At 52.5% G+C, this 14,436-nt stretch carries 10 protein-coding genes; 5 read left to right on the top strand and 5 right to left on the bottom strand.

The features are described from left to right. Positions 1 to 40 precede the first annotated feature (40 nt). Positions 41 to 1,342 carry an MFS transporter gene (locus tag A8F97_RS15245; RefSeq protein ID WP_014698705.1) on the bottom strand — a complete coding sequence of 434 codons (1,302 nt, stop codon included), beginning with the start codon at positions 1,340 to 1,342 and terminating at the stop codon, positions 41 to 43. 420 nt (positions 1,343 to 1,762) lie between these two features. Between A8F97_RS15245 and uxaC the strand changes: the two genes are divergently transcribed. From uxaC to A8F97_RS15225, 4 genes are all read left to right on the top strand, one after another. After that, positions 1,763 to 3,172, top strand: a complete 1,410-nt coding sequence (uxaC, locus tag A8F97_RS15240) for a glucuronate isomerase (RefSeq protein ID WP_014698706.1) — start codon at positions 1,763 to 1,765, stop codon at positions 3,170 to 3,172. A 205-nt stretch (positions 3,173 to 3,377) separates the two neighbouring features. After that, positions 3,378 to 4,844: a tagaturonate reductase gene (locus A8F97_RS15235; protein ID WP_012822492.1), complete on the top strand. Its 1,467-nt coding sequence runs from the start codon at positions 3,378 to 3,380 to the stop codon at positions 4,842 to 4,844. 19 nt (positions 4,845 to 4,863) lie between these two features. Next, positions 4,864 to 6,354, top strand: coding sequence for a UxaA family hydrolase (locus A8F97_RS15230; protein ID WP_014698708.1), 1,491 nt, complete (start codon positions 4,864 to 4,866; stop codon positions 6,352 to 6,354). An 89-nt stretch (positions 6,355 to 6,443) separates the two neighbouring features. Continuing rightward, positions 6,444 to 6,974 (top strand): YgjV family protein, encoded by a 531-nt coding sequence (locus A8F97_RS15225; protein WP_012822494.1) that lies wholly within the window; start codon positions 6,444 to 6,446, stop codon positions 6,972 to 6,974. Positions 6,975 to 7,056: 82 nt separating this feature from the next. Here the strand turns inward: A8F97_RS15225 and sstT are convergent, their stop codons facing one another. The 3 genes from sstT to A8F97_RS15210 all read right to left on the bottom strand — a co-directional run bounded on the left by sstT (position 7,057) and on the right by A8F97_RS15210 (position 10,924). Continuing rightward, entirely contained in the window at positions 7,057 to 8,304 is a 1,248-nt protein-coding gene (sstT, locus tag A8F97_RS15220; protein WP_014698709.1) for a serine/threonine transporter SstT, read from the bottom strand. A 288-nt stretch (positions 8,305 to 8,592) separates the two neighbouring features. Beyond that, the gene (locus A8F97_RS15215) at positions 8,593 to 9,546 is read right to left on the bottom strand and encodes a TerC family protein (RefSeq protein WP_014698710.1); all 954 of its coding nucleotides are present in this window, start codon (positions 9,544 to 9,546) and stop codon (positions 8,593 to 8,595) included. Positions 9,547 to 9,925: 379 nt separating this feature from the next. After that, positions 9,926 to 10,924, bottom strand: a complete 999-nt coding sequence (locus A8F97_RS15210) for a Gfo/Idh/MocA family protein (RefSeq protein ID WP_033070880.1) — start codon at positions 10,922 to 10,924, stop codon at positions 9,926 to 9,928. 161 nt (positions 10,925 to 11,085) lie between these two features. On the opposite strand from A8F97_RS15210, the gene rlmG reads away from it, so the two are divergent. Beyond that, the gene (gene rlmG / locus A8F97_RS15205) at positions 11,086 to 12,225 is read left to right on the top strand and encodes a 23S rRNA (guanine(1835)-N(2))-methyltransferase RlmG (protein WP_033070881.1); all 1,140 of its coding nucleotides are present in this window, start codon (positions 11,086 to 11,088) and stop codon (positions 12,223 to 12,225) included. Positions 12,226 to 12,241: 16 nt separating this feature from the next. Here the strand turns inward: rlmG and A8F97_RS15200 are convergent, their stop codons facing one another. Then, positions 12,242 to 14,299 carry an NADPH-dependent 2,4-dienoyl-CoA reductase gene (locus A8F97_RS15200; RefSeq protein ID WP_033070882.1) on the bottom strand — a complete coding sequence of 686 codons (2,058 nt, stop codon included), beginning with the start codon at positions 14,297 to 14,299 and terminating at the stop codon, positions 12,242 to 12,244. Positions 14,300 to 14,436: the final 137 nt, after the last annotated feature.

Below are 14,436 nucleotides of genomic sequence, written 5' to 3'. Positions count from 1 at the left end.
ATCAAATCATACCGGATGAGCCAGGATAATGCAGGGATTATCAGTGCTGATTGGCTTCTTTCAATGTTTCAGTTGCGGCAGCGACTTCTGAAGCAGGTTGATTTTTCAACACGGTCCAGATGACGACGGCACCTAACAGGTCAAAGACTGCCAGTGCAGCAAACAGCGGGCTGAAGCCCATGGTATCGGCCAATGCGCCGACCACCAATGCAAACATGGTGCTCGCCATCCAGGCAGCCATACCGGTCAAGCCATTCGCCGTCGCGACTTCATTACGACCAAATACGTCGGATGACAGGGTAATTAGTGCGCCAGACAGCGACTGGTGTGCGAAGCCACCGACGCACAGCAGTGCGATGGCAACATAAGGACTGGAGAACAGCCCAATCATACCAGGACCAATCATCAGTACCGCACCCATGGTAACGACCAGCTTACGAGAAACGATCAGGTTCACTTTGAAGTGCTTTTGGAACAGCATTGGCAAGTAGCCACCCAGGATGCAGCCGATATCGGCGAACAGCATTGGCATCCAGGCGAACATGGCAATTTCTTTCAGGTTAAAGCCGTAGGCCTTAAACATGAACAGCGGGATCCAGGCGTTGAACGTTCCCCACGCAGGCTCAGCCAGAAAACGTGGCAGGGCGATACCCCAGAATTGACGGTTACGCAGGATCTGCCAGGCAGACATTTTTTTCGCGTTATTGGTTTGGTGCTGTGCTTCTTGCCCATTAAGAATGTAGTCGCGCTCTTCGTCGCTGAGTTTTTTCTGATCTTTCGGGTGCTTGTAGAAAATGAGCCAGCAGATTGCCCAGACCATGCTGAGTGCACCAGTAATGATAAAGGCCATCTCCCAACTGTGCGCCACAATGGCCCATACCACTAATGGTGGGGCGATCATCGCACCGATGGATGATCCCACGTTGAAGTAACCGACGGCGATAGAGCGCTCTTTTGCCGGAAACCACTCGCTACTGGCTTTCAAGCCAGCAGGGATCATCGCTGCTTCTGCCATACCGACCGCGCCGCGGGCGATAGCCAGACCACCCCAACTGTTTGCCAATGCGGTGCCCATGCAGCAGATTGCCCAGATAATGGCAAACATGGCATAGCCGACTTTGGTGCCGAGCAAATCCAGTACGTAGCCAGCGATGGGCTGCATAATGGTATAACAAGCTGAATAGGCAGCCACGATGTAAGAATACTGCTGTGTGGTGATGTGCAGTTGATCTTGTAGCGTCGGTGCGGCGACGGAAATTGCATTACGCGTCAGATATCCCAGCACGGTGCCAATAGTCACCAGGCCGATCATATACCAGCGTAATCCTTTGATTTTACGCATTTAACTTTCTCTCCGAGTCAATAAAAAACACAGTGTGGCTCTTGAGTAGCGTCACGGTGTTAAGTGTCTTGTGATGTAATGCGACACGTTTTTTTGTTGTGCTGAACAGGAAAACCCTTCTCTTTGTGAGATAGCGATTGAATCCCTGCTCAAGGCAGCGCTACAATAATTTGTCATACAACTTTAAAAGTTGAGTGACATCACAAAACCATTATTTTTATGCGGAATAATGAATTATTTGCTTAAGTAGTGAAGAGCCAGCCATAAAGGGCCATGAATGCTGAGTTATTGTACTGCTTTGTTACATTTTTGCGATCATGACCTCACAAATGCTGTGAGATATTGCGCATAATTGGTGTGATATCTTTTAACGACCAACCCATTTGGTGCACAAGAAGCACGGTAAGTAAGGAAGAAAACATGCCCCAGTTTCTGAGTGAAGATTTTCTGTTAGACACTGAATTTGCCCGTCGCCTTTATCATGAATATGCCGTCGACCAACCGATATTTGACTATCACTGCCATTTACCACCTGAGCAGATCGCGGAAAACTATCGCTTTAAAAATCTGTATGACATCTGGCTGAAAGGCGATCACTACAAGTGGCGTGCGATGCGCACCAACGGCGTGCCTGAACGTTTGTGTACGGGCGATGCCAGTGATTGGGAAAAATTTGAAGCCTGGGCTGCTACCGTGCCGCACACCATCGGCAACCCGCTTTACCACTGGACACACCTGGAGCTGCGCCGTCCATTTGGCGTAACCGGTACGCTGCTGTCACCAAGCACGGCAAAAGATATTTGGGATCGTTGTAATGCCATGCTGGAACGCGATGACTTTACCGCGCGCGGCATCATGCAGCAGATGAACGTGAAAATGGTGGGTACGACAGACGATCCGATTGACGATCTGCGCCACCACAAAACTGTTGCTCAGGATTCAAGCTTCTCTATCAAGGTGCTGCCGAGCTGGCGTCCAGATAAAGCGTTCAATATTGAGCAGGCAACTTTCAACGACTATATGGCGAAGCTGGGTGAAGTTTCTGACACCGACATTCGTCGTTTCAGCGATCTGCAAACGGCACTGACTAAACGTCTGGATCATTTCGCTGCACACGGTTGCAAAGTTTCCGACCACGCGCTGGATGTGGTGCTGTTTGCTGAAGCGGATGACGCAACGCTGGACAACATTCTGGCGCGTCGCCTTGCTGGCGAAACGCTGAGCGAACATGAAGTGGCACAGTTCAAGACCGGTGTTCTGGTTTGGCTGGGTGCGGAATATGCCCGTCGTGGCTGGGTTCAGCAGTATCACATTGGCGCACTGCGCAACAATAACCTGCGTCAGTTCAAGCTGCTGGGGCCGGATGTTGGCTTCGACTCCATCAACGATCGTCCAATGGCGCAGGAACTGTCTCGCCTGCTCAGCAAGCAGAATGAAGAGAACCTGCTGCCGAAAACCATCCTTTATTGCCTGAACCCGCGCGATAACGAAGTGCTCGGCACCATGATCGGCAACTTCCAGGGCGAAGGCATGCCGGGCAAGATGCAGTTCGGTTCTGGCTGGTGGTTCAACGATCAGAAAGACGGTATGCAACGCCAGATGACGCAGCTAGCACAGCTTGGTTTGCTGAGCCGCTTTGTCGGCATGCTGACCGATAGCCGTAGCTTCCTGTCTTATACCCGCCATGAATATTTCCGCCGCATTCTGTGCCAGATGATTGGCCGCTGGGTGGAAGATGGCGAAGCGCCAGCCGATCTGCCGTTGCTGGGCGAAATGGTGAAAAACATTAGTTTCGATAACGCTAAAAACTATTTTGCCATCGAGCTGTAATTCCACCGCGTCGTAAGGTGTGAATTGCACGGGAGCGCGGCAGTAAGATTCCCAAAGGGGCTTACGCCGCAGCTCTCTGTGTCTCGGTCTTTTGTCATCAGCACCTGTGGTGATTTAGTGCTGGTGAATATGAATGTAGGGCAAGGATGACGGTGGTTGATCGGTCGTGCCCTGAATGTGAGATTCGTCCTGAGGTAGCCTGTTAATGCAAACGTTAAATCGTCGTAATTTCCCCGGTCGTCAACACCCGGATCGTGTTATCCAGTTTGGTGAAGGTAACTTCCTGCGCGCCTTTGTTGACTGGCAGTTGGATTTGCTGAATGAGCACACCGATCTGGATGCGGGGGTTGTCATTGTTCGCCCGATCGATTCCGATTTCCCGCCCGCGCTGGACACCCAGGATGGGCTGTACACCACTATTATCCGTGGCCTGAATGAGCAAGGTGAAGCCGTTCGCGAACCACGCCTGATCCGTTCGGTAAACCGTGAAATCAACGTGTATCGCCAGTTTGATGACTATCTGGCGTTAGCGCACGATCCGAACATCCGTTTTGTGTTCTCTAATACCACTGAAGCCGGTATCAGCTATCATGCGGAAGACCGCCTGAGCGATGCGCCGCCAGTCAGCTTCCCTGCGAAATTAACGCGTCTGCTGTATGAGCGTTTCTGTCATTTTGACGGTGCGGCAGATAAAGGCTGGGTGCTGCTGCCATGCGAACTGATTGATTACAACGGTGTGGCGCTGAAAGAACTGGTACTGCGTTATGCCGCACAGTGGGAACTGACGCCAACGTTTACCGCCTGGTTGAACGATCACAACACGTTCTGCTCAACGCTGGTGGACCGCATTGTTACGGGCTATCCGCGTGCCGAAGTTGAGGCGCTCCAGCAGGAAATGGGCTATCAGGATACATTCTGGGATACGGCGGAACACTTCTATCTGTTCGTCATTCAGGGGCCACAGTGGCTGGCGGAAGAATTACGTCTGAACAAGTTGGATCTGAACATTCGTATCGTTGATGACATCAAGCCATATAAAGAACGCAAAGTGGCGATCCTCAACGGTGCGCATACCGCGCTGGTGCCTGTCGCATTCCTGGCGGGTCTGGATACCGTTGGCGAATCGATGGATGATGCCCTGATTGGCAAATTCGTGGAAAAGACCATTGCCGAAGAGATTGTCCCGGTATTGGATTTACCGCATGACGAATTGACTTCATTTGCTCAGGCCGTGCTAAGCCGCTTCCGTAACCCGTTCATTCAGCATCAATTGCTATCTATCTCGCTGAATGGCATGACCAAATTCCGCACCCGCATTCTGCCGCAGTTGCTGACTTATCGTGAACGTCACGGTGAATTGCCTGCTCGCTTGACGTTTGCGCTGGCGGCTCTGATTGCATTCTATCGCGGCGAGCGCAGCGGTGAAGGCGATGCATTACAAACCTATCCGTTGCAGGACGACGCACATTGGCTGGAGCGTTATTCCTCGCTATGGGCGGGCGTAAAAGAAAACACCGTCAGCCTGGCTGAGTTGGTGAATGTAGTGCTGCGCGATGCAGACCATTGGGAACAGGATTTAACGCAGGTTCCTGGACTTGCTGCGCAGGTGACAGAACAGTTACAAACCATCGTTGATCGCGGTATGCGCGCAGCCGTGGAAGGTTATTGCTAATCAGCAAGAAGGGTTATCCATGCAAAGTATTATAAAAATTCATTCTCTGGACAATGTGGCTGTCGCCTTGCGTGATGTTGAGCAAGGCGAAACGGTGTCGGTGGATAGCTATACGGTGACACTTCAGCAACCTGTCGTGCGCGGACATAAGTTCGCGCTGGAAACCATCGCACCGGGAGAAATGATTACCAAGTATGGCCTGCCTATCGGCCATGCGCTGGTATCTATTGCTCCTGGAGAACATATTCACTCTCAGAATGCGAAGACCAATCTGAGCGATCTGGATGAATACCAGTACCAACCTGAATTTCTCGAACTGCCTGCACAGATGGGCGATCGGGAGGTGCAACTCTACCGTCGCAAAAATGGCGATGTTGGTATCCGTAATGAGTTATGGATCCTGCCAACCGTCGGCTGCGTAAACGGTATTGCTCGCCAGATTCAGCAGCGCTTCCTGAAAGAAACCAACGATGCGGAAGGTATCGACGGCGTTTACCTGTTCAGCCATACCTTCGGCTGTTCACAGTTGGGCCAGGATCATGAGAACACCCGCACGATGCTGCAAAACATGGTGCGTCACCCGAATGCGGGCGCGGTGCTAGTGATCGGTCTGGGTTGTGAGAACAATCAGGTTGATGCATTCCGCAGCACGCTGGGGGGCTTTGACTCTGACCGCGTCACGTTCATGGTCTGTCAGCAGCAGGACGATGAAGTTGAAGCGGGTCTGGAGCGTCTGCACACGCTGTATGAAGCGATGCGTCATGACAAGCGTGAACCAGGCAAGCTGAGTGAATTGAAGTTCGGTCTGGAATGTGGTGGCTCCGATGGATTATCTGGTATTACGGCCAACCCGCTGCTAGGCCGTTTCTCCGACTATCTGATTGCTAACGGCGGCACCACGGTGCTGACCGAAGTGCCGGAGATGTTCGGGGCGGAACGCATTCTGATGAGCCGTTGCCGTGATGAAGCGACGTTTGAGAAAACGGTGCACATGGTGAATGACTTTAAACAGTACTTCATCGCGCACAACCAGCCGATTTACGAGAACCCATCGCCGGGTAACAAAGCGGGTGGGATCACCACGCTGGAAGAGAAATCGCTGGGCTGTACGCAAAAAGCCGGACAGAGCAAAGTGGTGGACGTGCTGAAATATGGTGAGCGCTTACATACTCCGGGGCTCAACCTGCTCAGCGCACCGGGAAATGATGCCGTAGCAACCAGCGCACTGGCGGGAGCGGGCTGTCATATGGTGCTGTTCAGTACTGGACGTGGCACCCCTTACGGCGGATTTGTTCCTACCGTAAAACTGGCAACCAACAGCGAGCTGGCGAAGAAGAAACCGCACTGGATTGATTTCGATGCGGGGCGTCTGATCCACGACATGCCGATGGATGAACTGCTGAGCCAGTTTGTTGAGCTGATTGTCGAGACTGCTGACGGTAAGCGTACCAAGAATGAAGTGAACGACTTCCGCGAATTGGCCATATTTAAGAGCGGTGTGACGTTGTAAATCTCATGCATTCCAATTAAAATAAAACGGCGTTTCATTTTTATAATGGCGCCGTTTTTTTTCGCCACAACTTTTTCGAGGCAGGGATCATGACACACTATTGGGTTGCCCAGTCTGTTGGTGTACTGGCTTTTCTGGTCGGTATCACCATGTTTTTCAACCGTAACGATAAAAAATTTAAAATACAGCTCTCGGCATACAGTGCGGTGATTGGCCTGCATTTCTTCCTGATGGGAGCAAATGCGGCGGGTGCTAGCGCCTTGTTGAACTCGGCACGGACGCTAATCTCACTCAAAACACACAGCATCATCGTGATGTTTGTTTTTATTTCATTAACGCTCGTATTTGGTTTGTCGGGTATGCACCATGCGATGGAGCTGTTGCCGATAGCGGGGACGGTCGTCAGTACCTGGGCGTTGTTCCGCACCTCTGGGTTAACGACGCGTTGCGTAATGTGGTGCTCAACCGCTGGTTGGGTTGCGCATAATATCTGGCTGGGTTCGATTGGTGGATCGCTGATCGAAGGCAGTTTCCTGCTGATGAACGGCTTTAACATCATCCGTTTCTGGCGTATGCAACAGCGCGGTATCGATCCTTTCAGCGTAGAGAAGAAGGCATAATTTCAGGCTTTGCTCGTCATCTTAACGCCGCTCGTGCTTAAGCGAACGGCGTTAAAGATCAAATAGAGTTAATCCCTACGATTTACAGCAGATTCAAACGATCTTTTTCCGCCAGCTTGGCATCTTCTGCGTGACACACGGCGGCGATGAACATGACATCCGTAGAGGAATTTACTGCGGTTTCTGCCGAGTCCTGCAAGACGCCGATGATAAAGCCTACGGCAACCACCTGCATGGCGATATCGTTGGAAATACCAAACATGCTGCACGCCAGCGGAATTAGCAACAGTGAGCCACCCGCTACGCCCGATGCGCCACAGGCACACAGCGATGCTACGACGCTGAGCAGCAGTGCAGTCGGCACGTCGATCTGAATGCCCAGCGTATGTGCGGCGGCCAGTGTTAGTACCGTGATGGTAATCGCTGCGCCTGCCATATTGATGGTGGCACCCAGTGGGATAGCGACAGAGTAGGTGTCTTCATCCAGATTCAGCTTGCGACACAGTTCCATATTTACCGGAATGTTAGCGGCGGAGCTACGGGTAAAGAAGGCGGTTACGCCGCTCTCACGCAGGCAGCGCAGCACCAGTGGATAAGGGTTGCTGCGAATCTTCCAGTAAACGATCAGCGGATTGACCACTAATGCGACCAGCAACATGCCGCCGATCAGTACCATTAACAGATGGGCGTAGCCCCACAGCGCGCCAAAGCCAGTTTCCGCCAGCGTTGATGCCACCAGACCGAAAATCCCCAGCGGTGCGAAACGAATCACTACGCGCACAATCATGGTCACCGCATTGGAGGCATCGTTAATCATGCTCTTTGTGCTGTCCGAACCGTGACGGAACGCAATGCCCAGCCCGACGGCCCAAACCAGAATACCGATGTAATTCGCATTCAGCAGAGCATGAATGGGGTTGGCGATGACGCTCATCAGCAGCCCTTCCAGTACTTCGACAATACCTGATGGCGGCGTGATATCGGTAGCTTGTGCATTGAGCGCCAGCGTGGAAGGGAAAATGACGCTTAGTACTACGGCAATCAGCGCGGCGGAGAAGGTTCCGATAAGATAGAGAAATAAAATCGGACGAATATTGGTTTTCTGGCCTTGCTGGTGGTTAGCGATAGAAGCCATGACCAGTACCAATACCAGAATGGGGGCGACAGCTTTTAAGGCACCGACGAACAGTGTTCCTAATAACCCCGCAGCCAGCGCGGCCTGCGTAGACAGAGAAGCCAGAATGATACCGGCTACAAGCCCTAGAAGGATCTGTTGAACCAGACTGCCGCGAGTAATGTACTGCAAAAAACGAGACTGTTGAGTTTCCATATTTTTGACGGTGTAACCGTTCCGCTAAGTGGTTGTGTGTACGGACTGACACCTCTGACATGTGTCGGGTGGCTTTTTCTTTCCGTAACTAAATGTGTTTGCGTGTATCAGTATATGAAAATTTGCTTTTGAGAAAAGCGCTGATGTGGTTTTTTATGATGGACATCCTTGTCCATCACCCTTCGGGCCGTTGCTACGCAACGTTGAAAAACGCTCCCAACGTTTTTTTATGACGGACGTCCTTGTCCATCACCCTTCGGGCCGTTGCTGCGCAACGTTGAAAAAGGATTAACGCTCAGCGCGTTTGTTCACCCAGATGTTGATCAGCATAGTAATAACCAGGATGCTGGCGACGACGCCCAGAGAAATGGCTACCGGAATATGGAAGATGTCGATGAGCAGCATCTTGATACCGATGAAAATCAGGATGACGGCCAGACCATATTTCAGCAGTGAGAAACGTTCAGCCACACCAGCCAGTAGGAAGTACATGGCACGCAAACCCAAAATGGCAAACAGATTAGACGTCAGTACGATAAAGGGATCGGTCGTGACGGCGAAAATTGCTGGGATGCTGTCGACGGCAAAAATCACATCGCTGATTTCAACCATAATCAGCACCAGAAACAGCGGCGTGGCATACAGCAGGCCGTTACGGCGCACGAAGAACCGTTCATTCTCGATGCTGTCTGTCATACGCAGATGGCTACGCAGCCAGCGCACCAGCGGCTTGTCACCGATCGCCCCATCCCCGTCTTTAGCCAGCGCCATTTTAATGCCGGTGAACAGCAGGAATGCGCCAAACACATAGAGCAGCCACTGGAACTGCGTGACCAACCAACTGCCGCCAAACACCATCAGCGTCCTGAGAACGATGGCACCCAACACGCCGTAAATCAGCACGCGACGTTGATATTGCGCAGGAACCGCGAAGTAGCCGAAGAGCATCAACCAGACGAAGACGTTATCAACGGCGAGGGCCTTTTCGATCAGATAGCCGGTCAGGAATGCCAGTGACTGAGCGTTAGCAACATCGCGACCCAACGTACCGTCCAGATACCACCAAAAACCCGCGTTGAACAGCAGAGAGAGCGTGACCCAGATGACAGACCAGACGGCAGCCTGTTTGAACGTCATGACCGTCGACCCTTTGCGCCCTTGGTAGAGCAGGTCGATGGCCAGCATCACAATAACGATGGCAGCGAAGCTGCCCCATAACCACGGAGTGCCGATGGTGTGCATAGCAAGATCCTTAAATAGAAACAAAAACGGCCAACATCGGAAGGACGCTGGCCGCTCATGATTAAAGCTGCAAATGCACCTCGCCTTCCGGCAAGGTCTCACTTACAACGTTAATGAAGCTGTTTCATCAAGGTTGCCCAGTAACCGGATGCGATAACCCTTCATCTTTCACACAGCAGGTGTGTTGGCTGCTCTTACTCACCCGAATCACTTACTTATGTAAGCTCATCGGGACTCGCTCGTTTGCCGCCTTCCTGCAACGTGAAATCTATTGGGTATATAAGCATCGTAATGACGATTAGCTGGCGGAAAAGTTACTCCCCTTTGCCTGACAGAAGATAGGTGAAAAGAGGATCCTGGTCAAATAATTAGCACCACCTTACTCTGCATTCCCCGGCGTAGCGGCATCGGCTGGAAACACGACACCCGTTTGTCGGCGTATTTCTGTCAGCAGCCCCGCGACAGTGCGTGAGCGCGCCAGTTCAGCATGGTTAATATCGTTGTCGTTCACCAATGCGGCAAAGACTTCCGCTTCGTACAGCATGCTATTGATATGCTGTGGCTGGCTGAGATCCAACTGCTTACCTTCACGCGGTATGAATTTCACGTTATGGCATTCGGAGACTTTTTCAATCACCAGCGATCCGTCTTCCCCCTGAATTTCACTGGGAATGGCGGAGTGGCTGACTTTGGAATGAATGATGGCGACATCGAAATCGCCGTAATTCAGGATGATGCTGCCATGTGCATCCACACCGCTTTCCAGCAGTGTCGCGCTGGCCTGCGTGGTGCACGGCTCTCCCCACAGCGCTACGGCGAAGGCCAAACAGTAGTAGCCGATATCCATGATGGAACCGTTGGAAAACGCCGGATTGAACGTATTCGGGTTTTCGCCTGCCAGATAGCGTGGGTAGCGTGAAGAATATTGGCAGTAATTCAGCACCACTTTACGCAATCTGCCAACTTTCGGCAGTGACTGCTGTATCACGCTAAAATTGGGGAGGCTGGCCGTTTTGAACGCTTCAAAGAGCACAACCTGATTTTCTCTGGCACAGGCGATCATTTGTTCGACTTCATAGCGGTTGGAAGCCAGCGGTTTTTCGCAGATGACGTGTTTACCATGGCTCAGGAAAAGCAGAGCCTGTTCGCAGTGCAGTGAGTTCGGGCTAGCCAGATACACAGCGTCGATAAGGTCGGATTTCGCCATCGCTTCCAATGAATCAAAGAGCGTATCCACCATGTAATCGGTTTGAAACGGCTGCGCTTTTTCTGCCGTTCGGGAATAGATAGCGGCGAGCTTCAACTGGCCGGTTTCATGGGCGGCATCAACAAACTGACGGGTGATCCAACTGGTTCCTACAATAGCGAAGCGAATCATAAGTGTTTGGTATCCTGAGGGCATCGGTGATGAATAGGCAGATTATCACGGTGAAATGACAAGGCAACGTCAATCATTTCCCTTTCTGGCAGAGAAAAGCATTTACTGACGGGCTATTTTAAGGGATAAACAGCGCAAATTTTATGATGCAGGAGAGGCTAATGAGCCAACTCGAATTGGAAACGTGCAACCTGACGTTGGTGCGTTACCCTCAGGTCGCTGAAAACTCGGCGCTACAGGCGTGGGATGCCGCAGATGAATATCTGCTGCGTGAGCTGGCCAGCATGGAAATCGCGCCGGGTCCGCGCCTGATTTTCAATGATACGTTTGGTGCGCTGGCCTGCGGTTTGCAGGCGCAATCGCCTGTCAGTATCAGCGACTCTTATCTCAGCCAACTGGCGACGCGACATAATCTGGAACTGAACGGTTATGATGCCGATGCGGTAACGCTGTTGGATAGCATGGCGGAGCTACCCGATGCCCCTGCGCTGGTGGTGATGAGGATACCTAAAACGATCGCACTGCTGGAACAGCAGTTGAGAATGTTGCGTCAGGTCGTCACGCCGCAAACGCGCATTATTGCCGGGGCGAAGGCACGCGATATTCATACCTCTACGCTGCAATTGTTTGAGCGCGTGATGGGGCCGACAAAAACCTCGCTGGCCTGGAAAAAGGCGCGTCTGGTTCACTGTGAGTGGGCAGAGCTAAAAGTCAGTGAGCAGTCACTTACTACTGAGTGGGAGCTGGATGGTTACGGCTATCGTATTCAAAACCACGCTAACGTGTATTCGCGTAATGGGTTGGATATCGGCGCACGTTTCTTTATGCAGCATTTGCCGGAACAGATAGACGGCAAGATCGTCGATCTCGGCTGTGGCAATGGTGTCATTGGGCTGGCTGCGCTGAAAGCCAACCCGGAGGCCACCGTCGGTTTCTTTGATGAATCCTACATGGCGGTGGCCTCAAGCCAAATGAACGTTGAGGTTAACTGCCCGCAGGATATCGAGCGCTGTAGCTTTGTGGTGAACAACGGATTGGTTCGCGTTAAGCGTGATACGTTGCAGGCGGTGTTGTGTAATCCGCCATTCCACCAGCAGCAGGCGGTGACGGATGAAATCGCCTGGCAGATGTTTATGGATGCCCGCCGCTGCCTTCAGGTTGGTGGAGAGCTACGCATTGTGGGTAATCGCCATCTGGATTACTTCCACAAGCTGAAGCGTCTGTTCGGCAACTGTGAAACCATTGCCAGCAACACCAAGTTCGCTGTGCTGCGCGCGGTTAAAACGAATTCGTCCCGCTAAACTGAGCCTGTCTAAGCTACAACGTTAACGCCAGCCGGGTAGCCTGATCGATTGCCCGGCGAGCGTCTAATTCCTGCGCCACATCGGCACCGCCAATCAGATGAACATGACACCCGGCAGCCAGTAAGGGGTCATACAGTTTGCGGTTAGGCTCCTGACCGGCACAAATAATGATGTTATCTACGGGCAGACAGCGTATTTGCTGGTCGTGGATAATATGCAGCCCTTCATCATCAATATGGTGATATTCCACGCCGCTCAGCATTGTTACGCCGTGGCGCAGCAGCGTGGTGCGGTGTATCCAGCCTGTCGTTTTACCCAGATTTTCGCCGGGTTTGCCCGCCTTCCGCTGTAATAAGGTAATGTCCCGCTGGTGGGGAAGCTCGCCAGATTGATGGGGCAGCAGGCCGCCCCGGTGCTGTAGCTGTTTATCGATGCCCCATTCCGCATAAAAATCATTGCGTTCAGACTGAGAAGAAGAGGGGCTAAGGTGATGATGGTTGCTGCCAATAAGGTGCTTTTCAGTCAAAAGATAGTGCGCAGTATCAAAACCGATGCCACCTGCGCCGACGATCGCCACGCGTTTGCCGACCGGCTTTTTATCACGCAGTACGTCCAGATAGCTTAGCACGCTTGGGTGATCGATGCCTGCAATCGCGGGGATACGTGGCACAATGCCAGAGGCCAGAATCACATCATCAAAACCGAGTAAATCGGTGGGCGTTGCCTGCGTGCTCAGGCGAAGCGTGACGCCAAGCAATTCTAGCTGGCGACGGTAGTAGCGCAGCGTTTCATAAAATTCCGTTTTACCGGGGATCTGTTTGGCAATATTGAACTGCCCGCCGATATAGGAAGACGATTCAAACAGCGTGACGTGATGGCCGCGTGCGGCGGCGTTGACGGCAAAAGCCATGCCTGCTGGACCTGCGCCCACCACCGCAAAGCGTTTACTGACACGTGCAAGCTGGATGGGCAGCTCGGTTTCGTGACAGGCGCGTGGGTTGACCAGACAAGAAGTGACCTTCCCAGCAAAAATCTGATCGAGGCAGGCCTGATTGCAGCCGATACAGGTATTGATTTCATCGGCACGCCCCGACTGCGCTTTTGCCACTAATTCAGCATCGGCGAGAAAAGGACGAGCCATCGATATCATGTCGGCACAGCCCTCGGCCAGCAACTGTTCCGCCACGCCGGGATCGTTGATGCGGTTGGTGGTAATTAGTGGGATGCGGACTTTCCCCATCAGCTTCTTCGTCACCCAGCCGAATGCGCCGCGTGGCACCAGCGTGGCGATAGTTGGAATGCGCGCTTCATGCCAGCCAATACCGGTGTTGATGAGCGTGGCCCCCGCCTGCTCAATGGCCTGCGCCAGTTGTACAATTTCCTGCCAGCTTGAGCCTTCTTCTATCAAGTCGAGCATGGACAAGCGGTAAATCAGGATGAAGTCAGGCCCGGTGCGCTCTCGCACGGCACGGACAATCTCAAGTGCAAAACGGCAACGGTGCTGAAAATCACCGCCCCATTCATCGTCGCGATGATTGGTGTGCGTCACCAGAAACTGATTAATCAGATAGCCTTCCGAGCCCATGATTTCCACGCCATCGTAACCTGCCCGCTGTGCCAGCACGGCGCAATGAGCAAAGTCGTCGATGGTTTGCATAATATCCTGCGTGCTCATTGCCCGTGGCGCAAAGCGGTTAATCGGTGCCTGAATGGCGGACGGCGCGACCGGATCGGGCTGATAGCTGTAGCGTCCGGCGTGGAGAATTTGCAGCGCAATTTTTCCGCCCGCGTCGTGTACCGCCTGCGTGAGTACCTGATGATGCGCCACCTGTACCTCGTCGTGTAGGGTCGCGCCGCCTTTGGCGACGGCTCCCTTGGCGTTTGGCGCGATACCGCCTGTAACAATCAAACCCACGCCGCCCCGCGCCCGCTCACGGTAAAATGCTGCCAGCCTTTCTGCGCCTTCCGGGTGTTCTTCCAAACCGGTATGCATGGAACCCATGACTACGCGGTTCTTTAGCGTGGTGAAGCCAAGATCGAGTGGAGCAAGCAGCATGGGGTAGGCAGTCATTGCACTCTCCGGTGAAGTTAACTGGTCTGATGAGTCATTGCGTTCAATTTAGCGGTAATTGAGTGAGTTGTGAAATTTATGTTTGTTTATTGTGAGTGAAGTCATTGCTAATCGTAGGGATAAACGAGAGTAGATAA

It is taken from the genome of Pectobacterium parmentieri, from assembly GCF_001742145.1.
Taxonomy (GTDB): Bacteria; Pseudomonadota; Gammaproteobacteria; order Enterobacterales; family Enterobacteriaceae; genus Pectobacterium; species Pectobacterium parmentieri.
The sequence above is the reverse complement of the archived record's forward strand: the minus strand, read 5'-3'. Positions and strand labels throughout refer to the sequence as shown.

Bases quoted from the DNA above. Each gene is read 5' to 3' on its own strand.
- A8F97_RS15225 (WP_012822494.1), top strand. From the start codon at position 6,444: ATGACACACTATTGGGTTGCCCAGTCTGTTGGTGTACTGGCTTTTCTG.
- A8F97_RS15230 (WP_014698708.1), top strand. From the start codon at position 4,864: ATGCAAAGTATTATAAAAATTCATTCTCTGGACAATGTGGCTGTCGCC.
- A8F97_RS15210 (WP_033070880.1), bottom strand. From the start codon at position 10,924: ATGATTCGCTTCGCTATTGTAGGAACCAGTTGGATCACCCGTCAGTTT.
- uxaC (WP_014698706.1), top strand. From the start codon at position 1,763: ATGCCCCAGTTTCTGAGTGAAGATTTTCTGTTAGACACTGAATTTGCC.
- rlmG (WP_033070881.1), top strand. From the start codon at position 11,086: ATGAGCCAACTCGAATTGGAAACGTGCAACCTGACGTTGGTGCGTTAC.
- sstT (WP_014698709.1), bottom strand. From the start codon at position 8,304: ATGGAAACTCAACAGTCTCGTTTTTTGCAGTACATTACTCGCGGCAGT.
- A8F97_RS15215 (WP_014698710.1), bottom strand. From the start codon at position 9,546: ATGCACACCATCGGCACTCCGTGGTTATGGGGCAGCTTCGCTGCCATC.
- A8F97_RS15245 (WP_014698705.1), bottom strand. From the start codon at position 1,342: ATGCGTAAAATCAAAGGATTACGCTGGTATATGATCGGCCTGGTGACT.
- A8F97_RS15235 (WP_012822492.1), top strand. From the start codon at position 3,378: ATGCAAACGTTAAATCGTCGTAATTTCCCCGGTCGTCAACACCCGGAT.
- A8F97_RS15200 (WP_033070882.1), bottom strand. From the start codon at position 14,299: ATGACTGCCTACCCCATGCTGCTTGCTCCACTCGATCTTGGCTTCACC.